Origin of the sequence: Halorussus sp. AFM4 (genome assembly GCF_051194995.1) — an archaeon.
Classification (GTDB): Archaea; Halobacteriota; Halobacteria; order Halobacteriales; family Haladaptataceae; genus Halorussus.
In genome coordinates this window covers 1,294,715-1,315,017 of sequence record NZ_JBNTJT010000001.1, presented here as the reverse complement: position 1 = coordinate 1,315,017, position 20,303 = coordinate 1,294,715, and the positions used below count along the sequence as shown (strand labels likewise).

Annotated in this window: 15 protein-coding genes; 10 read left to right on the top strand and 5 right to left on the bottom strand. The window is 71.8% G+C overall.

Annotation, left to right across the window (positions count from 1 at the left end):
• Positions 1–94 precede the first annotated feature (94 nt).
• Entirely contained in the window at positions 95–1,153 is a 1,059-nt protein-coding gene (locus ACQUQF_RS06785; protein ID WP_435177056.1) for a bactofilin family protein, read from the bottom strand.
• 211 nt (positions 1,154–1,364) lie between these two features.
• On the opposite strand from ACQUQF_RS06785, the gene ACQUQF_RS06780 reads away from it, so the two are divergent.
• From ACQUQF_RS06780 to ACQUQF_RS06765, 4 genes are all read left to right on the top strand, one after another.
• A complete protein-coding gene (locus ACQUQF_RS06780; protein WP_435177055.1) occupies positions 1,365–2,381 on the top strand; it encodes a replication factor C small subunit in 1,017 nt (338 codons plus the stop codon).
• A 150-nt stretch (positions 2,382–2,531) separates the two neighbouring features.
• Positions 2,532–2,714, top strand: a complete 183-nt coding sequence (locus tag ACQUQF_RS06775) for a hypothetical protein (RefSeq protein WP_435177053.1) — start codon at positions 2,532–2,534, stop codon at positions 2,712–2,714.
• Positions 2,715–2,896: 182 nt separating this feature from the next.
• Positions 2,897–3,685 (top strand): ABC transporter ATP-binding protein, encoded by a 789-nt coding sequence (locus tag ACQUQF_RS06770; RefSeq protein ID WP_435177051.1) that lies wholly within the window; start codon positions 2,897–2,899, stop codon positions 3,683–3,685.
• On the top strand, positions 3,682–5,418 hold the full coding sequence (locus tag ACQUQF_RS06765) for a hypothetical protein (protein WP_435177049.1): 1,737 nt from the start codon (positions 3,682–3,684) through the stop codon (positions 5,416–5,418). Before ACQUQF_RS06770 ends, ACQUQF_RS06765 begins: the two co-directional genes overlap by 4 nt.
• Before the next feature lie 76 nt (positions 5,419–5,494).
• Here ACQUQF_RS06765 and ACQUQF_RS06760 read toward each other — a convergent pair whose 3' ends face one another.
• On the bottom strand, positions 5,495–8,086 hold the full coding sequence (locus tag ACQUQF_RS06760) for a PAS domain S-box protein (RefSeq protein ID WP_435177047.1): 2,592 nt from the start codon (positions 8,084–8,086) through the stop codon (positions 5,495–5,497).
• Between the two features lie 303 nt (positions 8,087–8,389).
• Positions 8,390–8,719: a YbjQ family protein gene (locus ACQUQF_RS06755; RefSeq protein ID WP_435177045.1), complete on the bottom strand. Its 330-nt coding sequence runs from the start codon at positions 8,717–8,719 to the stop codon at positions 8,390–8,392.
• 152 nt (positions 8,720–8,871) lie between these two features.
• Between ACQUQF_RS06755 and alaS the strand changes: the two genes are divergently transcribed.
• The 4 genes from alaS (at position 8,872) to ACQUQF_RS06735 (ending at position 15,696) form a co-directional block, all read left to right on the top strand.
• A complete protein-coding gene (gene alaS, locus ACQUQF_RS06750; protein ID WP_435177043.1) occupies positions 8,872–11,664 on the top strand; it encodes an alanine--tRNA ligase in 2,793 nt (930 codons plus the stop codon).
• Positions 11,665–11,714: 50 nt separating this feature from the next.
• Entirely contained in the window at positions 11,715–12,068 is a 354-nt protein-coding gene (locus tag ACQUQF_RS06745; RefSeq protein WP_435177041.1) for a hypothetical protein, read from the top strand.
• Between the two features lie 61 nt (positions 12,069–12,129).
• Positions 12,130–14,634 carry a bacterio-opsin activator domain-containing protein gene (locus ACQUQF_RS06740; RefSeq protein WP_435177039.1) on the top strand — a complete coding sequence of 835 codons (2,505 nt, stop codon included), beginning with the start codon at positions 12,130–12,132 and terminating at the stop codon, positions 14,632–14,634.
• 42 nt (positions 14,635–14,676) lie between these two features.
• Complete coding sequence (locus tag ACQUQF_RS06735; protein ID WP_435177037.1) at positions 14,677–15,696, top strand: methyl-accepting chemotaxis protein; 1,020 nt, start codon at positions 14,677–14,679, stop codon at positions 15,694–15,696.
• A gap of 2 nt (positions 15,697–15,698) precedes the next feature.
• Here ACQUQF_RS06735 and ACQUQF_RS06730 read toward each other — a convergent pair whose 3' ends face one another.
• Positions 15,699–16,925 carry a YihY/virulence factor BrkB family protein gene (locus ACQUQF_RS06730; protein WP_435177035.1) on the bottom strand — a complete coding sequence of 409 codons (1,227 nt, stop codon included), beginning with the start codon at positions 16,923–16,925 and terminating at the stop codon, positions 15,699–15,701.
• Positions 16,926–17,060: 135 nt separating this feature from the next.
• Between ACQUQF_RS06730 and dps the strand changes: the two genes are divergently transcribed.
• Positions 17,061–17,825 carry a DNA starvation/stationary phase protection protein Dps gene (dps, locus tag ACQUQF_RS06725; RefSeq protein WP_435177033.1) on the top strand — a complete coding sequence of 255 codons (765 nt, stop codon included), beginning with the start codon at positions 17,061–17,063 and terminating at the stop codon, positions 17,823–17,825.
• Between the two features lie 177 nt (positions 17,826–18,002).
• On the top strand, positions 18,003–19,109 hold the full coding sequence (locus tag ACQUQF_RS06720; RefSeq protein WP_435177031.1) for a sensor histidine kinase: 1,107 nt from the start codon (positions 18,003–18,005) through the stop codon (positions 19,107–19,109).
• A gap of 7 nt (positions 19,110–19,116) precedes the next feature.
• On the opposite strand, the gene ACQUQF_RS06715 is transcribed toward ACQUQF_RS06720, so the two are convergent.
• Positions 19,117–20,280: an HD domain-containing protein gene (locus ACQUQF_RS06715; protein WP_435177029.1), complete on the bottom strand. Its 1,164-nt coding sequence runs from the start codon at positions 20,278–20,280 to the stop codon at positions 19,117–19,119.
• Positions 20,281–20,303: the final 23 nt, after the last annotated feature.

Below are 20,303 nucleotides of genomic sequence, written 5' to 3'. Positions count from 1 at the left end.
GCGACCGCTATTGCTACCTGAACGTCCGAGATTCCGACGCGCAACGAGGAGCCGTACCGGCTACTGTGATCTACCGACCGCTGTCCGTCCCTCGCTACACCACCGTCTCGCGGTCGTACTCGTCCGCCCGGCGACCGCGCCGCCTCCGCAGGCCGCCCCAGACGCCCAGGACGAAGGCGCCCAGTCCGACCAGGAGCACGAGGAACTGGACCAGCCCGCCCAGGATCGGGACGAAGCCGACGATCGAGACGACGAAGACGCCGAGCGCGAGCGCAAGCCACCGGCTGTCTGCGTCCGCCAGCCCGAGCCCCCACGCTCCGAGCGCGAACGCGCCGTAGACGTAGCCGATCCACAGCACCAGGGGGTAGAGCAGGACGACGAGCAGCGCGAGCGGGATCCCGACGAGCGAGAGCAGCAGGGCGACGAACAGGACCGGGACTCCGACGAACGCCAGCAGCCCCACCCCGCCCGACCGTAAGGGGGTCTGGCTCGCCCGGCCGGCGACGCCGGCCGAGAACCGCGGGAAGACGGCGAGCAGGATCACCCCGAGGACCAGGTTCGCCAGGAAGCCGTAGACGCCCTTGACCCACGTCGGGACGACGGGGCCGGTGAAGTCGACGCTCCCGCCGGGGTTGGCCTCACGCCGGACCTGGCCGGCGACCCGGGCGCCCGGTGCCCGGTCCAGGCTCCCGTCGTAGACGAAGTCGCCGCCGACGACCGCGCTCGGGCCGAGGGCGATGGTGTCGGCGCCGACGAAGGCGCTCTCGCCGACCTCGCCGTCGACGACGACGCTGCCCGCGCCGATGTTCAGTTCCCCGCCGACCCGGCCGTCCGCCGCGAGGACGACGTTGCCGCCGACCGCGTCGGCGTCGCCGGTCACGGTGCCGTTGATGCGGACGTTGCCGGCCATCGCCCGGAGGTCGCCGTTCACCCGACCGGTCACGTAGACGTTGCCCCCGGCGGCGGTCACGTCGCCGTTCACCGTCCCGCGGACGATGACGGTGCCGCCGAAGGCGCGGAGGGGTCCGTCGACGGTCTCGCCTTCCTCGACCACGACGGTCCCGCCGGTCCGGGTCTCCTGGGCCGCGACCGGGGCCGGGACCGCGGCGAGCGCCACGAGGACGCAGAGCAGGGCCGCGAATCGCTTGTCCATGCCGAACCTGTCGACGGCCCGGGAGATATGGCTTGCGTCGGTGTCGCGGACACCCGGCGTTAAGCCCGTCCTACCGCCGGTCGACCGGCGGCGGCGAGCGCCGGCGCCGACCCGCGGCGGTCTACCGCGAGCGCCCGGGCGGAGCCGCCGGCCCCGACGCCGCCGTCGCAACCTCGGGGAGTTTAAGACCGGCTAGCACCACGTCTCTCTCATGAGCGAGGTCGAGAGCGAGGGCGACGACGCGGCCGAGAGCGACCCCGGCGAGCCGAGCGCGGCCGGGCGCGACGAGATCTGGATCGAGAAGTACCGGCCCGAGACCCTCGAGGAGGTGGCGGGCCACGACGACATCACGGCGCGGCTCCAGCGGTACGTCGAGCGCGACGACCTGCCCAACCTGCTGTTCTCGGGGCCGGCGGGCGTGGGCAAGACCACCAGCGCGGTCGCCATCGCCAAGGAGCTGTACGGCGACGACTGGGAGAGCAACTTCCTGGAGCTCAACGCCTCCGACCAGCGGGGCATCGACGTGGTCCGGGACCGCATCAAGAACTTCGCGCGGTCGTCGTTCGGCGGGTACAACTACCGCATCATCTTCCTCGACGAGGCCGACTCGCTGACGTCGGACGCCCAGTCGGCGCTCCGCCGGACGATGGAGCAGTTCTCGAACAACACCCGGTTCATCCTCTCGTGCAACTACTCGTCGAAGATCATCGACCCCATCCAGTCGCGGTGCGCGACGTTCCGGTTCGGCCCCATCGACGAGGCGGGCGTCGCCGAGCAGGTCCGGAAGATCGCCGACGCGGAGGGCATCGAGACCACCGAGGACGGCGTCGACGCGCTGGTGTACGCCGCCGACGGCGACATGCGCAAGGCCATCAACGCGCTCCAGGCCGCCGCGGTGATGGGCGAGGTCGTCGACGAGGAGGCGGTGTTCACCATCACCAGCACCGCCCGGCCCGAGGAGATCGAGGAGATGGTCACCCACGCCATCGAGGGCGACTTCAGCAAGGCCCGGTCGGTGCTCGACGACCTGCTCACGAACAAGGGGATGGCCGGCGGCGACATCATCGACCAGCTCCACCGGTCGGTTTGGGAGTTCGACCTCGACGACGAGGCCACCGTGCGGCTGATGGACCGGGTCGGCGAGGTCGACTACCGCATCACCGAGGGCGCCAACGAGCGCGTCCAGCTCGAGGCGCTGCTGGCGTCGCTGTCGCTGCGGGACGATTAGCGCGGGTCTGACTCGGAGCAATCGGTCGTTTCGTCGGCGGCGACGCCCGGGCGAACTGTTGTTCAAGCGAAATCCCGCGTTGCGAACGGAAACGGTCCGAAACGGCCGCCTCGCTTTTACTCGGCTCCGTCGTACTCGGAGAGGATACCTATGGGACGCTATCCGAGAGAAGTGCGGGACGCCCAGCTCAAGTGCATCGAGTGCAACGCGCCCGTCGTCGAGACCGTCGAGGGCAGCTACGCCTGCGTGAACTGCGGGTCCGAACCGCTCCGGTCGCGGTCGGACGCGACCCCGGCCGCGGCGGAGGACGCGGCGTCCCCCGCCGACGACTGAGCCGGCCGCCGCGGCGCGTCCCACCGCCCGCACGGACTACGGCCGCCGTCGTCGCGACGAACTAGACTTTTGTCACTGGTCCACCAACTGTGGCCCATGAGCCGCTGCCCTCTCGAACCGACGCTCGGCGACGCGCGACGCCCGCTGGACGCTCGACGTCCGGGAGCCCGCCTCCCGCGACCATGACCGCCGACGCCCCCATCCGGACCGAGTCGCTCACCAAGGAGTACGGCGACGCGGTCGCGGTCCGGGAGCTCACCTTCGCGGTCGAGCGCGGCGAGGTGTTCGGCTTCCTCGGCCCGAACGGCGCGGGCAAGACCACCACGATGCAGATGCTGACGACCCTGACCCGGCCCACCTCGGGCGAGGCGTGGGTCGCGGGCGAGCCCGTCACCGACCGCGACGCGGTGGTCGAGGAGCTGGGCTACATGCCCGAGGAGCCGCCCATCTACGACGAGCTCACCGGCCGCGAGCAGCTGGAGTACGTCGCCGGGCTCCGGGACCTGCCCGCCGAGACGGCCGACGAGCGCATCCGGGAGCTGCTGGCCCGGTTCGACCTCGCGGGCGACGCCGACGACCGCATCTCGACCTACTCGAAGGGGATGAAGCAGAAGACCGCGCTCATCCAGGCGGTGCTCCACGACCCCGCGGTCCTGTTCCTCGACGAGCCCACCTCCGGGCTCGACCCCCGGGCGGCCCGGACCGTCCGGGACCTCGTCACCGAACTGCGCGACGAGGGGATGACCGTCTTCCTCTCGACCCACATCCTGCCCGTGGTCGAGGAGCTGGCCGACCGGGTCGGGGTGCTCCACGAGGGCCGGCTGGTCGCCGAGGGGTCGCCCGACGAGCTGACCCACCGGGCGGAGTCGGGCGAGGAGTCGACCCTCGAGGAGGTGTTCCTCGCGGTCACCAGCGAGCGCCCCGAGGAGGCCGAGAGCGCGGACGCCGGGGAGTCGGAGTTCGCGCGATGAGGGTCCCGGACCCCTCGCACGCGACCCGGATCGCCCGCGTGGAGTTCCTGCGGACCCTCCGGACGATCCGCTCCAGCACGACCCGGACCGCCGCCATCGGCGTCGCGCTGCTCATCTGGGTCGTGCTGCCGACGGTCGGCGGCGGCTACCTGGCCTACGAGTTCGGGCGGGCGCTCCCGGACGTCGGCCTCCCGTTCTCGGTCCTCGACGCCGTCCGCGGGGGAACCGCGGTCGGGTGGGTCGGCCTCGCGGCGCTGGCCGCCGCCCGGTCGGCGGGCGGGAAGGGCGAGCTCGACGCGTCGGCGGGCGTGCTGACGACCGTCCCCGCCCGGGACGCCGCGCTCGGCCTGCTGCTCGCGGAGTACTGTCGGATGCTCGCGGTCGCGGCGGTCCCCGTCCTCACCGTCGCCGCGGCGCTCGCGCTCGGCGCCGGCGCCGTCGCGCCCCTCGTCGTCGTGCCGGCGACCGCCGCGGCGCTGCTGGCCGTCGGGCTCGCGGTCGGCTTCCCGGTCGGCCTGGGCGTCAAGTGGGTCACGCTCCGGACGCCGTGGCTGGCCCGCCACCGGACCGCGCTGCTGGTCGCCGCGTTCGTGCTCTACTTCCTCGCGGTCACCTCCGAGGCGCTCGGCGACGCGCTCGCGACGCTCCGGCGCGCCCTCCGGGACACGCCGCTGGCGTGGTTCGGCGACGTCCTCCTGCTGGGACTCCCGGGCGTCGACGCGGTGCCGGCCCACGCGCTGGGCGCGGCGGCGCTCGCCGCGCTGCTGGTGCCCGCGCTCGCGGCGGTCGCCGTCCGCGCGGCCGTCACGGTGTGGTACGCCGACCCGGCGCGGGCCGACGAGGACGACGCGCCCGACGACCGATCGTCTCCGGCCGGAGCGGCGCCGGCCGGCGCGCCCGCCGGGAGCGCAACGGGGTCCACCGGGTCCGCGTCCGGCGCGGCGACCGCGGCCGGCGCAGCGACTCCGAGCCTCGCCGAGCGCGTGCTGTCCGGGCCGCTCGGCGGTACGCTCGCCCGGCCGACCCGGACCGTGACGCTGGCGGTGTGGCGCCGGACGAAGCGCTCGCCGATCCGGCTGCTATACGTCGCCTACCCCCTGTTCTTCCTGTACGCGCCGCTCCGGACCGCGTTCGAGAGCGGCGTGCCGACCTCGCTGCCGGTGCTGATCGCGCTCTACGGGACGTGGGCGGTCGGCGCGACGGTGCTGAACCCGCTGGGCGACGAGGGGTCGGTGCTGCCGGCCACGCTGCTGTCGGGGCTCGACGGGCGCCAGTTCGTGGTCGGCCACGTCGTCTCGGCCGCCCTCGTCGGGGTGCCGGTCGTGGCGCTGGCGACGGGCGTCACGGGGGCGCTGAGTCCGCTCGGCCCCGCGCGGTGGCTGGCGCTGACCGGCCTGAGCGCGGTGCTGGTGGTCGCCGGCACCGTGCTCGGGGTCGGGGTCGGCACCCTGCTCCCGCGGTTCGGCACGGTCGAGGTGTTCCGGAGCCGGGAGGTCACGATGCCGAGCAAGGGCGCGTTCGCGGCCTACTCTATCGCGCTGCTCGCGGGGACGGTCGGCGCGGTGGTCGCGCTGCTCCCGCCGCTGGCGGGGTTCCTGGGCGCGCTGGCCGGCGTTCCGCGGGTCGCGGTCCGGATCGCGGGCGGCGCGCTGGCGGCGCTGGTCGGCGCTGTCGGGCCGGTCGTCGCCTACCGGTGGGCGACTCGGAAGTTCGAGACGTACGTGGTGGACTGAACCTCCGCGCTTCCGAAGCGGTAGTCGGTGGTTCTACCCGCTTGTTCGATATGACGGGCGGAACGGGGGTACGGCGCTAGCCGATGTTCCGGAACTCGAACCGCGCTCCGCCGCCCTCGCTCTCGGTGACTGCGAGGTCCCACCCGTACACGTCGGCGAACTTCCGGACGAACGCCAACCCGAGTCCGGACCCGCCGCTGTCGGCGGCCGTCGTGTACCCCTGGTCGAAGATCGCGTCCCGGTCCTCGGCGGGGATACCGACCCCGTCGTCGGCCACGTAGAACCCACCGGAAGACCCGACCTGCTCGTCTTCCGAGCCTCCGCTCGCTCCGCCTTCTCGCGAGCCCCGCCCGCTCGAACGGTCCGAGGGACTCCGATTCTCGCTGCTCGCGGAGGCGTCAGGAAGCCCGCCGACCGTGACGGTGACGTCCGGCCCACCGTGTTCCACGGCGTTCTCGAGTAGATTCCGGAGCAGGTGGCGGGTGTACGTCTTCTCGGCCCGGATCGTCCGGTCAAGTTCGACATCGAGCGCGGCGTCGGGAGCGTCTATCTCGTCCCACGCCTCCCGCGCTACAGTCGCGAGTTCGACCGGCGAGGAGTCGCCGACCGCGTCGCGGCCCCGCGTCAACATCAGCATGACGTCGATGATGTCCTCGATTCGGTCGAACGCCTCCGTGACGTAGTCGACCGCTTCTCCGTCGGTCTCGGCCGGGAGCCGCTGGCTGTAGATCTGGCCGATGGTGACCGGGTTCCGGAGCTCGTGGGCGAGTATGCTGGCGAACGATTCGAGCCGCTCGTTCTGCTGTTCGAGCCGCTCCTCGTGGCGCTTGCGTTCGGTGATGTCGTTCCCGCTGGGCATGATGGCGACGACCTCGCCGTCCTCGTCGCGGACCGGTTCCAGCATCGCGTCGATGATGACGGTCTCACCGTCGGGTGACCGATGCGAGAACTCGCTGCGGACGTACTCGCCGTCCGCGGCCCGCTCGAGGCCGGCCCGCAGCTCCTCCCTGACCTCCTCGGAGTGGGTGAACCACGGCGTTTCCCAGAACTTCTCGCCCCGGACGTCCGTCTCGTCGACGCCGGCGAACTCCAGGGCGGTCTCGTTGATGCGCCGGACCGTGCCGTCGGGGTCGAGCAGGCCCATGAACGCGCTGGGGTTGTTGAACGCCGCCTCGAACTGGCGCTCGACCTGCTCCAGTTCGCGCTTGCGCTCCTTGCGCTCGGTGACGTCCTGCACGATCCCGACCGCGCGGACCGGCTCCCCCTCGCTATCGTAGTAGAACTCGCCCTGGGCCGAGATGGCCCGCTGCTCGTCGTCGGCTCCGACGATTCGGCACTCGAAGCTCCACTTGCCCGTCTCGAAGGCCGCCTCGAAGCGCTGCTCCACTCGCTCACGGTCGTCGGGGTGGACGTGATCGAGAAACGTCTCGAAGTCCCAGTCGTCGAGCGGTTCCTCGTAGCCGAAGATCCGGTCGTGTCGCGGTGACCGGACGGGCGCATCACCGGTCTGCAGGTCGAGTTCCCACGTGCCCATCTCTCCGGCCTTGAGTGCGAGCCGCAACCGCTCTTCGCTCTCCTGCAACTCGGCTATCGTCTCGTCGAGTTCGCGTTCGCGTTCCTTCTGCTCGGTGATGTCGATGAGAGTGACGACCGCGCGACTCACCTCGCCGTCCGCATCTCGAACCGGCATACCGTGATTGAGGACAGTGCGACGCTCCCCGTCGGACCCCTCGATCTCGATCTCGTCCGGGTCGGTCACCTCCTCGCCCCGCAGTGCCCGGGCGAGCGGCCACTCGTCGGGATCGACCGGTTCGCCAGTGTCCGCCCACCGCCCGTCGTGGTCGACGATCGAATCGGACTCGGCGATTTGGCCGCCCCAGATCTCCTCGGCGGCCTCGTTCCACTCGACGATCCGACCGTCGTCCTCGGCGACGACCACGGCGACCGGGAGCACCTCGATGAGCGCCCGGAGCTGTTCCTTGCTCTCTCGAAGCGCCTGTTTGCGCTCCCTGCGCTCGGTCACGTCGCGGAAGTACACCGAGAGTCCGGTCTCGGAGGGGTAGGCGTGGACCTCGTACCAGGCGTCGAGGGGGTCGGGGTGGTAGAACTCGAAGGAGGTCGGCGCCTGGGTCTCGAACGCCTCGCGGTACTTCTCGCCCAGTGTCGACTCCTCCGCCCGCTCGAACACCTCCCAGAAGTCCTTCCCGACGAGGCCCTCACCCCGGTAGTCGATCAGCTCCTCGGCCCGGTCGTTGGCGTACGTGAACCGCCAGTCGTCGTCGAGCGCGTAGAACCCGTCGGAGATCCGCTCGAACATGTCCTCGAGTTCAGTTCTGAGATGATCGCGTTCGGCGCCGACGGAGGGGGACTCCTCGGGTCTGGCGGAAACTGTTTCATCAGCGTCGTCGGTAACGTCTCGACGCCGGGCAGTTCCGGAGCGGGAACCCGATTCGGGGTCCGCGGGTCGCCACCAGATGCGGCCGCGAGCGCCGACCTTCTTGCTGTGGACGTCACCGCGGTCGGCCAGCTCGGCGAGTTTGTTGTACGCGGTGCGGCGACTACACTCCAGTTCCTCGGCGACTTCGCTCGCCGTCACGGGTTCGTGAACCAGCCGTGTGCCGTCACACACGGCGAGGACTTCGTCGTGCGTGATTCGCCGAGAGCTCATCGGTCGGGTTACGCAAATCGGAAGGAAAAGGTTTCCGTTGAGGGAATCGCCTCGGGGCGTCCGCGTTTCCGAGGCCAGTTTGGCGATAGTGCTTCCTCTAGCTGTGTCGACTCCTGAACCGGGCTGTAGAAACTCCGTGCTGAATCAGTACCTTCCGTTCGGCACGCCGTTATTGACAACTGCAGGTCCGGCCGCGGGTGGCAACGAGAGACACGCTCTGGACTGACCGCGGGGTCCGCGAGGGGTCCCGAGTACGGAAATCGTACTACTGTCGCCGTGACGAGAGATTCCTGACCGCCGGCGCTACTCGCTCCGCGTCCGGACCGCGGTGCCCGAGAAGTTGACCCAGAGCATGCCCTCGGCCATCTCCTCGTAGTCGAACGAGGCGCCGACGACGGCGTCGGCCCCGAGTTCCTCGGCCTCGGCGCGGATGTCGGCGACCGCCTCCTCGCGGCCCGTCTCGATCTTCTTCTCGTAGGAGCCGCTCCGGCCGCCGACCACGTCGCGGATGCCCGCGGCGATGTCGCTCACGACGTTCGCGCCGATGACCGCCTCGCCCGAGACGACGCCGAGGTACTCGGTGATCTCGCGGCCCGCCAGGCTGTCGGTCGTGGTGATGGTGATGTCAGCCATGCAATCGGACGTGCGACCCGCCCCGGCATAAGTTCGCCGTCGTCGGCCGGGCGCGATCGGGGTCGGCGCGGGTCCGAACCGGACGCCGCGCCCGACCGAGTGACGAACTTGCGGAACTGTTTTACGCGCTCGTTGGCGAAATACGCACAATAATGAGCGAACTCGAAGAGGAGTACCGCCTCGAGTATTTCGAGGAGGAGGGGTTCGTCAGGAAGGAGTGCACCGAGTGCGGTGACTTCTTCTGGACGCGCGACCCCGACCGAGAGACGTGCGGCGAACCGCCGTGCGAGACGTACCAGTTCATCGACGACCCCGGGTTCCCCGAGACCCACACCCTCGAGGAGATGCGCGAGGCGTTCCTCTCGTTCTTCGAGGAGCACGGCCACGAGCGCATCGACCCGTACCCGGTGGCCGCCAACCGGTGGCGCGACGACGTGCTGCTCACCCAGGCGTCCATCTACGACTTCCAGCCGCTCGTGACGTCGGGCCAGACCCCGCCGCCGGCCAACCCGCTGACCATCAGCCAGCCCTGCATCCGGATGCAGGACATCGACAACGTGGGCAAGACCGGCCGCCACACCATGGCGTTCGAGATGATGGCCCACCACGCGTTCAACGCCCGGGAGGACATCGAGGACCCCGAGCAGTACGCCTACCAGGGCGAGGTCTACTGGAAGGACGAGACGGTCCGGTACTGCGACCAGTTCTTCGAGTCGATGGGGGCGAACTTAGACGAGATCACCTACATCGAGGACCCGTGGGTCGGCGGGGGCAACGCCGGGCCCGCCATCGAGGTCATCTACAAGGGCGCCGAGCTCGCCACGCTGGTCTTCATGTCGATGGAGCAGGACCCCGACGGCGAGTACGAGATGAAGGACGGCAACCGGTACTCCAAGATGGACACCTACATCGTGGACACCGGCTACGGGCTCGAGCGGTGGACCTGGGTGAGCCAGGGCACCCCGACCGTCTACGAGGCGGTCTACCCCGAGATGATCTCGTTCCTCAAGGGGAACGCCGGTATCGACCACTCCGACGAGGAGGAGGAGCTGGTCCACCGCGCCTCGAAGCTGGCGGGCCACATGGACATCGACGAGGCCGAGGACATGGAGGCCGCCCGCGACAACATCGCCCGGGAGCTCGACGTCTCGACCTCCCGGCTCGAGGACCTGCTGGAACCCCTCGAGGACATCTACGCCATCGCCGACCACTGCCGGACGCTGGCCTACATGCTGGGCGACGGCATCGTGCCGAGCAACGTCGCCACGGGGTATCTCGCCCGGATGGTGCTGCGCCGGACCAAGCGGCTCTGCGACAACGTCGGGGTCGACGCCCCGCTCGACGAGCTGGTCGACATGCAGGCCGAGCGGCTGGGCTACGAGAACCGCGACACGGTCCGGGACATCGTCCGGACCGAGGTCGAGAAGTACCGCGAGACGCTCGAACAGGGCGGCCGCCGTGTCGAGCGCCTCGCCAAGGAGTACGCCGAGAAGGGCCGGCCCATCCCGACCGACGAGCTGGTCGAGCTGTACGACTCCCACGGCATCCAGCCCGACATGGTCGAGGAGATCGCCGCCGAGTTCGGCACCGACGTCGAGGTGCCCGACGACTTCTACAGCCTGGTGGCCTCCCGCCACGACTCGGGCCAGGCGTTCGAGGAGGACGAGGACGAGGACGACCGGCTGGCCGACCTGCCCAAGACCGAGCGCCAGTTCTACGAGGACCAGTACGGCACCGACTTCGAGGCCGTGGTGCTCGACGTGCTCGAACGCGAGGACGACGAGGGCGACCCCGCCTACGACGTGGTGCTCGACCAGACGATGTTCTACCCCGAGGGCGGCGGCCAGCCGTCCGACCGCGGCACCCTGACCACCGACGAGAGGACGGTCCAGGTCACCGACGTCCAGATCAGCGACGGGGTCATCCTCCACCGGACCGACGAGAAGGTCGGCAAGGGCGACATCGTCCGCGGGAAGATCGACCGCGAGCGCCGCCGCCGGCTGATGCGCCACCACACCGCGACCCACATCGTCGTCCACGCCGCCCGCGAGGTGCTGGGCGAGCACGTCCGGCAGGCCGGCGCCCAGAAGGGCGTCGACAGCTCGCGCATCGACGTCCGCCACTACGAGCGCATCGACCGCGAGACCCGCGAGGAGATCGAGCGGGTCGCCAACGAGATCGTGATGGAGAACACCTCGGTCCAGCAGGAGTGGCCCAACCGCCACGAGGCCGAGGAGGAGTACGGCTTCGACCTCTACCAGGGCGGCATCCCGGCGGGCCAGAACATCCGGCTCATCCACGTCGCCGAGGACGTCCAGGCCTGCGGGGGCACCCACGTCCGGCGCACGGGCGACGTCGGCACCATCAAGATCCTGAACACCGAGCGCGTCCAGGACGGCGTCGAGCGGCTCACGTTCGCCGCCGGGGACGCCGCCATCGAGGCGACCCAGCGCACCGAGGCCGCGCTGGCGGAGGCCGCCGAGGTGCTCGACGTCGACCCCGACGAGGTGCCCGAGACCGCCCGGCGGTTCTTCGACGAGTGGAAGGACCGGGGCAAGCAGATCGAGGAGCTCAAGGAGCAGCTCGCCGAGGCCCGCGCCGCCGGCGGCGACGGCGGCGAGGAGGTCGCGGTCGGCGACGCCACGGCCGTGATCCAGCGCCTCGACGCCGACATGGACGAGCTCCGGGCGACCGCCAACGCCCTGGTCGAGGAGGGCAAGATCGCGGTGCTGGGCAGCGGGGCCGACGGCGCCCAGTTCGTGGTCGCGGCCCCCGACGGGTCGAACGTCAACGCCGGCGAGGTCGTCGGCGAACTCGCCGCGAAGGTCGGCGGGGGCGGCGGCGGTCCGCCGGACTTCGCCCAGGGCGGCGGCCCCGACGCCGACAAGCTCGAGGAGGCGCTCGAGGAGGCGCCCGAGGTGCTGAAGCAGGTCCAGAACGCCTGACGAACCTCCGACAGGCCTTTTGCGGCGGCGAGCTATCTCCGTCCCGGACGATGACCGACAAGTCCCCCTTCCGCCGCGTCTCGGTGACCGACGTCTCGCAGCCGTCGGTGATCCCGGCCGAACTCTCGGTCGAGACGCTGGCGGGGGAGGTGACGGTCGAGACCCCCGCGTCGGTCCGGGTCGAGCTCCGGTGGACCGGCGACGAGGGATTCGGGCGCGGCCTGGGCCTGTGGGTGGACGAGGTCGAGCGCGGCGACGAGTTCACCTGCGAGGCCGAGGTGTGGACCGACCACCGGGCCGACGGCTGCCTCCCGCCCGGCAGGTACGCCTTCGCGGACAGCACCTACGTCGCCGAGCGGGACGCGGTCGCCGAGTGGGCGTTCGAGCTGACCGCGGCCGAGTAGCGTCGAACTGTCGCCGACCGAACACGGACACTTTTCACCCCGTGACCGAACCTCTCTCGCGATGAGCGACGTCGAATCGAACGAGGAGCGGGCGCTCGACGCGCTGGTCGACCGCGTCGCGGTGCTCGACGCGTCGGGGACGATTCTGCGCACCAACCGGGCGTGGGACGAGTTCGCGGCCGAGCACGGCGTCGGGTCGGCCGCGGGCCCGGGCGCGGACTACCTGTCGGCCGCCGGCGCCGGCGACGACGAGTTCGCCGACGCGGCCCGCGCGGGGATCCGGGCGGTGCTCGACGGCGAGCGCGAGGCGTTCACGATGGAGTACCCCTGTCACGGCGAGCGCGAGCGGTGGTTCCGGCTTCGCGCGAGCCGGTTCGACGCCGACGACGGACCGCGCGCGGTCGTCAGCCACACCGACGTGACCGAGAGCCGCCTCGCCGGCGACGAGCTCCGGAAGAACGAGCGGGCGCTGCGCGCGCTGTACGACGTCGCGACCGAGCGCGACGCCGACTTCGACGCGAAGCTCGAACGCATCATCGAACTCGGCTGCGAGCGGGTCGACCTCCCGCTGGGCTTCCTGACGTACATCGACCCCGACCGCGACCGCCAGGAGATCGTGGCGGCCCGGGGCGACCACGACCTCCTCCGGGCCGGCGAGACCGAGGCCCTCTCGCGGGCCTACTGCCGGCGGACCATCGAGTCCGACGGCCTGCTGGGGGTCAGGGACGCGCCCGCCGAGGGGTGGACCGGCGACCCGGCCTACGAGCGGTTCGAGCTGGCCTGCTACCTCGGCGGGAAGGTGACCGTCGACGGCGAGCTCTACGGGACGCTCTGCTTCGCCGACACCGACCCCCGGGACCGGGCGTTCACCCCGTCCGAGCGGGCGTTCGTCGAGGTGCTGACCCAGTGGGTGAGCTTCGAACTGGAGCGCCGCGAGCGCGAGCGGGAGCTCCGGCGGGAGCGGGAGTTCATCAGGAGCGTCGTCGACGCGCTCCCCGACCCCCTCTACGCCTTCGACCTGGAGGGCAACCCGCTCCGGTGGAACGACCGGGCGGTCGAGGTGACCGGCTACGACGACGAGCGGTTCGAGGAGACGGAACTGCCGGAGTTTCTCGCTCCCGAGGACCGCGAGCGGGTCGGCGCGACCGTCGACCGCATCCTCGGCGAGGGGACCGCGGAGACGGTCGAGGCCGACCTGCTGACCGCGTCGGGCGAGACGGTCCCGTACGAGTTCTCGGGGGCGCCGCTGGCCGGCGGCGACGGCGAGCGACTCGGGTTCGTGGGCGTCGGCCGCGACGTCACCGAGCGCAAGCGGGCCGAGCGGGAGGCCGAGCGCAACGCCGAACGGCTCCGCCGGGAGCGCGAGCGGCTCGAACGCGTCCTCGACCGGGTCAACGGTCTGCTCCGGGACGTCGCGGAGGTGCTGGTCCAGGCGACGACGCGCGAGGAGATCGAGCGGGGCGTCTGCCGGCGACTGGTCGAGACCGACCCGTACCGGTTCGCCTGGGTCGGCGGGACCGACCTCCGGCGCGAGACCGCGGTCGCCCGGCGGTGGGCCGGCGAGGGGCCGGACGTCGAGGGGCTGGAACTCGACCTCGACGACCCGACCGACCCCTGCGCCGCCGCCGTCGCGACCGGCGAGGTCCGGACGTCGGTCGACCCCGACGGCGACGACCTCGCGCCCGACCACGCGGCGGCGCTGGCCGACGCCGGGGACGTCTCGGCGCTGGTCGCGGTCCCGCTCGCGTACCGCGACACCGTCTACGGCGTGCTCGCGGTGTACGCCGCCGACCCCGACGCGTTCGACGAGCGCGAGCGGCTCGTCCTCGAGACGCTGGGCGTCGAGATCGCGAACGCCGTCAACGCCCTGGAGAGCGGACGCATCCTGACCGCAGACCGGGTCGTCGAGCTCGACCTCGACGTGCGCGGCGACCTGTCGGCGGGCGACGTCGCCGCGGCCGGCGACTGCCGGCTGTCGTACGTCGCGTCGACGACGCTGGCCGACGGGCGGCTCCGCCAGCTCTGGACCGCCGAGACCGCCGACCCCGAGGCGGTGGTGGCCGCAGCCGAGGCGAGCGACCGGGTGGGGTCGGTGCGTCGCCTGACCGAGCGGGACGGCGACTGCCTGTTCGAGTTCGTGGTCGCGGACTCGTTCGTCGCCGAACTGGCCGACTACGGCGCGGTGACCCGCGCGATCGAGGCCGACCCCGACCGGACCCGGCTCGCGCTGGAACTGCCCAACGAGACGGCGGCGCGGTCGGTGTTCGAGACCGTGGCCGAGCGGTTCCGCGAGGTCGACCTCGCGGGGTTCCGCGAGCGCGAGCGGCCCGCCCGGACCCGCCAGGAGTTCGCGGCGGCGGTGGCCGACCGGCTCACCGACCGGCAGGCGACCGCGCTCAAGCGCGCGTACTTCGCGGGGTTCTTCGAGTGGCCCCGGCCGACGACCGGCGACGACCTGGCCGCGTCGATGGACGTCGCCCGGCCCACGTTCCACCAGCACCTCCGGGCCGCCCAGCGCAAGCTCCTGGCGGAGCTGTTCGAGGGGCGCCGCGGCGAGCCTAACTAGTTATGTAGCACGGTTTTCCACCGGGGACGACTCCGGGTTCGTATGCAGAACCCCGAATTCGGCACTGACGACGACGCAGATGCGGACGCGGCGGCGACGCGGGCGACCGACGACCGGGACGTCGGCACGAGTACGGACATCGGTACGGACGTCGAGGCGGACCTCGACGCCGACGTCGAACAGGACATCGACGAGAACGCAGGGTACGACGACGCGGCCGCCAGCGAGATCCAGACGTCGCTGGCCGAGCTCCAGGCGTCCTCCGAGGAGATCGCGTCCCGGACCCACGAGATAACCGACCTGGCGATCGAGCAGTCCCAGGGGATGTCGCAGGTCTCCGAGGAGGTGTCGAGCCTCAGCGCCGCGGTCGAGGAGATCGCCTCCTCGACGGAGGAGGTCGCGTCCGGCGCCAAGCAGGCCCGCAACCGGGCCGAGGACGGCCAGGAGTCGGCCGCCGACGCGGTCGAGACGATGGAGGGCATCCGCGAGGCGGCCGAGTCCGTCGCGACCGACGTCCGGACCATCCGCGAGAGCGTCGAGCAGATCGACGAGGTGGTCGAGGTCATCGACGACATCGCCGAGCAGACCAACCTGCTCGCGCTGAACGCCAACATCGAGGCCGCCCGCGCCGGCGACGCGGGCGACGGCTTCGCGGTGGTCGCCGAGGAGATCAAGTCGCTCGCCGAGGAGTCGCGGTCCCGGGCCGGCGAGATCGAGTCGGAGATCGACCGGATACAGACCGACACCGAGAACGCGGTCGAGAGCCTGACCGAGAGCAACGCCCGCATCGACGAGGGCATCGACACGGTCGACGGCACGCTCGACCACTTCGACGACATCGCCGACGCGGTCCAGGAGGTCACCCAGGGCGTCGAGGAGGTCGCGACCGCGACCGACCAGCAGGCCGCAAGCACCGAGGAGGTCGCCAGCATGGTCGACCAGACCGCGGCCAACGCCGACGACATCGCGGACCGGACCCGCGACATCGCCGGCGAGATCGACGACCAGACCGACCAGATCGAGGACATCAACGGCGCGGTCGACGAACTGGTCTCGGACTGACGCTACTCGCGGTCGCCGAGCAGCCACCGCTTCGTCCGCGCCCAGACCGACCGGCGCTGCCGACGGAGCCGCAGCGCGAGCGCCTCGTTCCGGCGGCGAAGCCGGTCGTTCTCGCGTTCGAGTCTTCTGGCCTCCCGCTCGAGCCGGGCGGTCTCGGTCTCCAGCGTGGCGACCCGCTCGCGGAGCGCCTCGGGGTCGGCGTCGAGCGACCGGTCGGCCCGGCGGAGGTCCGCCCCGGCGCGCCGGCCGGCCCCGGCGTCGGTGGGGCGGCCGCCGGCCCCCTCGCCGACCCGCCCGCCGTCGGCGTCCGCGCGACCGGTCCCGACCCGGTCGCGGGCCGACCGGACCCGGCCGACCGACGGGGCGGGCCGGTCGAGGTCCGGCGGGTCGGCGCTGACCTCGTCGGTCACCCCGAGCGCGTGCTCGTCGCCGGTCCGGCCGGCGAGGACCGCGTTGAGCACCGCGCCCACCAGCAGCAGCAGGCCGCCGAAGTAGAGCCAGATGAGCAGGAGGAATGCGCTCCCCAGCGCGCCGTAGGCGGCCTCGTACCGACCGGCGAGGCCCACGTACCCCTGGAACAGCGCCTCCAGCGCGGCCCACCCGACCGCCGCGAAGAGCGTGCCGGGCACGACCTCCCGGACGGTCACGTCCTCGTCGGGGAAGACGTAGTAGACCGGCAGGAACGCGACGGCGAGGCCGGCCACGAGGAACAGCGGGTTCAGCGCGGCCCGGTAGGGCGGGGCCGGCACCGCCGCGGCCACCGCGCCGGCGACGAGGAAGACGGCGACGGCGACCCCCAGCGCGGCGAAGACGACGATCCCGTTCTCGAACTGCTCGAGCAGGCGCTTGTTCGACCTCGTGCCGTATATCTCGGAGAACGCCACGTCGAGCCCGCGGAATATCTTCGACATGCCCCACAGCAGCGTCACCGCCCCGACCACCGACACGCCGGTCCGGGTCGCGGGCACGTCGAGCGACTCGACCAGCAGGTCGCGGGCGTACGGCGTGAGGAACGGCTCGGTCGTCTCGACCAGCGACGCGGTGAACGCCGCCTGGTCGAGCGCCGCGAGGACCAGCGCGCCGAGCAGCACCAGCGGGATCAGCGAGACGAACGCGTGGTAGGCGATGCTGCCCGCCATGAACGTGATGTTCTCGTCGTGGATCTCGCGCAGGGTCTCCCGGACGATCCGCCGGAGTGTGCCCGCTGCGGTGCTCCACCGACCCCCCATGCTACGCCTTCGGGTCGGGCGCGCCAAAACCTCGTTGCCCGCGGCGGAGCCGCGGCCGGCGTTCCCCTCCGAGCGCCGCCGGTTCGCCCGAACATTCTTCCCGCGGGTCGTCGTCGCTCGAACGGGGGAGACCACGTGAGCACGCAACGAGGACCACCGACCGGACAGCGACAGCAACCGCAGGGCCAGCAGACGGGACAGCAGTCCGGCGCGTCGGGGACCGGCAGTCCGCGACCGCTCCGGACGTACCGCACCGCGGTGGGGCTCCCGGACGAGACCCGACGCGCGGTCGTCGGGATGCTCGACCAGAGCCTCGCCGACACCACCGACCTGATGAGCCAGGCCAAGTTCGCCCACTGGAACGTCAAGGGGATGAACTTCTACCAGCTCCACCTGCTGTTCGACGAGCTCGCCGAGACCCTGGAGGAGCACGCCGACACCATCGCCGAGCGCACGACCGCGCTGGGCGGGGAGGCCGCCGGCACCGTCCGGATGGCCGCCGCGAACAGCCGGATCCCGCCGGTCCCGGCGGACGCGGTCACCGGGCCGGAGTACGTCGCCGCGCTGGTCGAGCGCGTCGGCATCCACGCCAACAACCTCCGGCGCGAGATCGAGCTCGCGGTCGAGGAGGGCGACGAGGACACCGCCGACCTGTACACCGAGCTCTCGCGGGAGGTCGACAAGCAGCTGTACTTCCTCCAGTCGCACCTCCAGACCGTCGAGCCCCAGCGGATCCCCGAGAGCCCCGGCGCGTCGATCCGGGGCCAGCAGTCGCAGGGCGGGAACCCGTCGCAGTACCGGCCCCAGTCCCAGCCCTCACGGGACCAGGGCGGACAGCAGTCCCGGTATCGAACCAGCGGCGGCCGGCCCCGGCGGTACGGCCGCGGGCCGACGCGCTGACGGCAGCCGGACGGCCGGTGTCCCGGACAGCCGCGGGGCCGACGCGGTCCCGGCGGGGCGTCGTTCCGAGGGTCCGACACCGACACTCCGGCCGCGCCGAGTCCGTTCAGCTAACCGGTGCTGCGGCCACCGGCGAGCGTGCGGTATAACTCGCTCCCGGACCTACAGAGGCCAACCATGCGCCGTCGGGAGGGGGAAACCGGACCCGTACGCGGTGGCCGTGTCGTCGTCGCGCTCGGAGCGGTCTACGTCACGCTGGCAGCCGTCCGCGGGGCCCTCGTCGTCAGCGAAGGTGCGCGACTTCCGGGCCAGCTGCTCAACTTCCTGCTGGTGGCCGCTCCGAGCCTCGCGCTCGCGTACCTCGGCTACCGGCTGCCGCGCAGCGACCTCCCGCCGGACGTCTCCCCGCGGATCGCCGGCTGGAGCCTCCTCGGCGGCGGCGTGATGACCGCCGTCATCCTGGTGGTCGAGTTCACCCCGGGCAGCGGCATCGAGTACCTCTGGCTCGCCATCCTCCTGTTCGGCGCGCTCGGCAGCCTCGGCGGGTTCGGCATCGGGCTCCAGGAGGCGCGGGCCCTCACGCAGGCGCGCGAGGCCGAGCGACAGCGGCAGGCGGTGGAGGAGTACAGCCGGAGGCTGGAGCGCCAGAACGAGCGGCTCGAGAGCTTCGCGGGGATGCTCGCCCACGAGCTCCGCAACCCCCTGAACGTCGCGCAGATCTACCTCCAGCGGTTGGAGGGCGACCCCGAGGACGTCGCGGAGGTCGAGTCCGGACTCGACCGCATCGAGGAGATGATCGACATCCTGCTCGTCACCGTCCGCGGGTCCGAGGCGAACGTCGACTGGAAGCCGGTCTCGCTGGCCGACGTCACCGCGGCCGCGTGGTCGGACCTCTCGCCGGACGAGGCGGAACTCGTCGTGGCGACCGACCAGACGATACGGGCGGACCCGGTGCACGTCCGTCACCTGTTCAGGAACCTGTTCAGCAACGCCCTGGAACACGGGGATCCGACCGTGACCGTGCGCGTCGGGTCCCTCGAGACGGGGGTCGGCTTCTACGTCGAGGACGACGGCCCGGGCATCCCCGAGGACGACCGCGAGTCGGTCGTCCAGGCCGGCTACACGACGAAGTCGGGCGGGCTCGGGCTGGGGCTCGCGTTCGTCGCCAACCTCGTCGACACGTACGGCTGGGACTGGACGATCGCGGAGAGCGCGGCCGGCGGCGCCCGGTTCGAGTTCTCGGGCGTCGACGTCGTCACCGCGGCGGAAACCCGTCCCCGCTGACGGCCCCTCAGCCCGCGAGACCCAGCACCCGCTCGGCCGCGGCGCCGACCTCGGGGACCCTCTCCTCGGGCGCGTAGACCCCCAGTCGCCACTGGGCCCGGCCCGCGGCCCGCAGCCCCTCGACCAGCGGCGACTCGTCGGCGAGCCGCCGGACCGCACCGTCGACGACCACCCGGGTCGAGGTCTCGGGCATGCTCGGCTCGCCGGGCGTGTCGACCAGCACCGACTCGGGCGGCAGGTCGGCGACGTCGGCGATCTCGCGCTCGAACCCCCGGACCGACTCGCGGTCGGCGGTGACGACGTCGTCGGGGACGGCGTCGAGCTTGGCCCAGACCGCCCGCTTGTAGAGGTCCCGCTCCTCCAGCCGGCGGGCGGCGTCGGCGGTCGCGTCGCACTCCCGGAGCGCGCCGAGCAGCCGGTCGTCGGTCATCCGGGCGAACGCCTCGGCGGTGAGGTCGGTCGAGTCGAGCAGCCGCTCGCCCGCTCGTTCGAGCATCGCGCCGGCGATGCGCGAGACGTGGTGGCGGTAGACGGTCGCGTTCATCAGCGCCCGGGCGACCAGCGTCCCCTCGGCGGTCTGGACGTTGCCGTCAGCGAGCACGAGCCGGTCGTCCCGGAACCGGAGCGCCGCCAGCAGCCGGGAGTGGTCGATGGTGCCGTAGGGGACGCCGGTGTGGTGGGCGTCCCGGACCAGGTAGTCCATCCGGTCGACGTCGAGCTCGCCCGCGACCAGCTGGCCGAGCCGGCCCTCGCCCGCCACCAGGTCGGCGACCTCGGCGGGGTCGAGGTCGTGGGACTCTAGGACGTCGGCCAGCCGGCCCGACTCCAGGAGGTCGCCGACCTCGTCGTGGTGCCGGCCCAGCCGGCGCTCGATGATGCCCTCGGTCTGGTGGCCGTAGGGGCCGTGACCGACGTCGTGGAGCAGCGCGGCGGCCCGGACCGCCCTCGCGCGCTCGGCGTCGACGTCGAACCGCGAGAGCGCCCGGCGGGCGAGGTGGTAGACGCCGAGGCTGTGCTCGAACCGGGTGTGGTTCGCCGAGGGGTAGACCAGCCGGACCGTGCTGAGCTGCTTGATGTGGCGGAGCCGCTGGACCTCGGGGGTGTCGAGCAGGTCGGCGGCGAGGTCGCAGACGGGGACGTGGTCGTGGACGCTGTCCTTGATGGCCTTCATGCCCCCCGGTTGTCCGAGCCCCG

Excerpts from the sequence above, each read along its gene's own strand:
- ACQUQF_RS06785 (WP_435177056.1), bottom strand. The coding sequence starts at position 1,153 with ATGGACAAGCGATTCGCGGCCCTGCTCTGCGTCCTCGTGGCGCTCGCC.
- ACQUQF_RS06780 (WP_435177055.1), top strand. The coding sequence starts at position 1,365 with ATGAGCGAGGTCGAGAGCGAGGGCGACGACGCGGCCGAGAGCGACCCC.
- ACQUQF_RS06775 (WP_435177053.1), top strand. The coding sequence starts at position 2,532 with ATGGGACGCTATCCGAGAGAAGTGCGGGACGCCCAGCTCAAGTGCATC.
- ACQUQF_RS06770 (WP_435177051.1), top strand. The coding sequence starts at position 2,897 with ATGACCGCCGACGCCCCCATCCGGACCGAGTCGCTCACCAAGGAGTAC.
- ACQUQF_RS06765 (WP_435177049.1), top strand. The coding sequence starts at position 3,682 with ATGAGGGTCCCGGACCCCTCGCACGCGACCCGGATCGCCCGCGTGGAG.
- ACQUQF_RS06760 (WP_435177047.1), bottom strand. The coding sequence starts at position 8,086 with ATGAGCTCTCGGCGAATCACGCACGACGAAGTCCTCGCCGTGTGTGAC.
- ACQUQF_RS06755 (WP_435177045.1), bottom strand. The coding sequence starts at position 8,719 with ATGGCTGACATCACCATCACCACGACCGACAGCCTGGCGGGCCGCGAG.
- alaS (WP_435177043.1), top strand. The coding sequence starts at position 8,872 with ATGAGCGAACTCGAAGAGGAGTACCGCCTCGAGTATTTCGAGGAGGAG.
- ACQUQF_RS06745 (WP_435177041.1), top strand. The coding sequence starts at position 11,715 with ATGACCGACAAGTCCCCCTTCCGCCGCGTCTCGGTGACCGACGTCTCG.
- ACQUQF_RS06740 (WP_435177039.1), top strand. The coding sequence starts at position 12,130 with ATGAGCGACGTCGAATCGAACGAGGAGCGGGCGCTCGACGCGCTGGTC.
- ACQUQF_RS06735 (WP_435177037.1), top strand. The coding sequence starts at position 14,677 with ATGCAGAACCCCGAATTCGGCACTGACGACGACGCAGATGCGGACGCG.
- ACQUQF_RS06730 (WP_435177035.1), bottom strand. The coding sequence starts at position 16,925 with ATGGGGGGTCGGTGGAGCACCGCAGCGGGCACACTCCGGCGGATCGTC.
- ACQUQF_RS06720 (WP_435177031.1), top strand. The coding sequence starts at position 18,003 with ATGCGCCGTCGGGAGGGGGAAACCGGACCCGTACGCGGTGGCCGTGTC.
- ACQUQF_RS06715 (WP_435177029.1), bottom strand. The coding sequence starts at position 20,280 with ATGAAGGCCATCAAGGACAGCGTCCACGACCACGTCCCCGTCTGCGAC.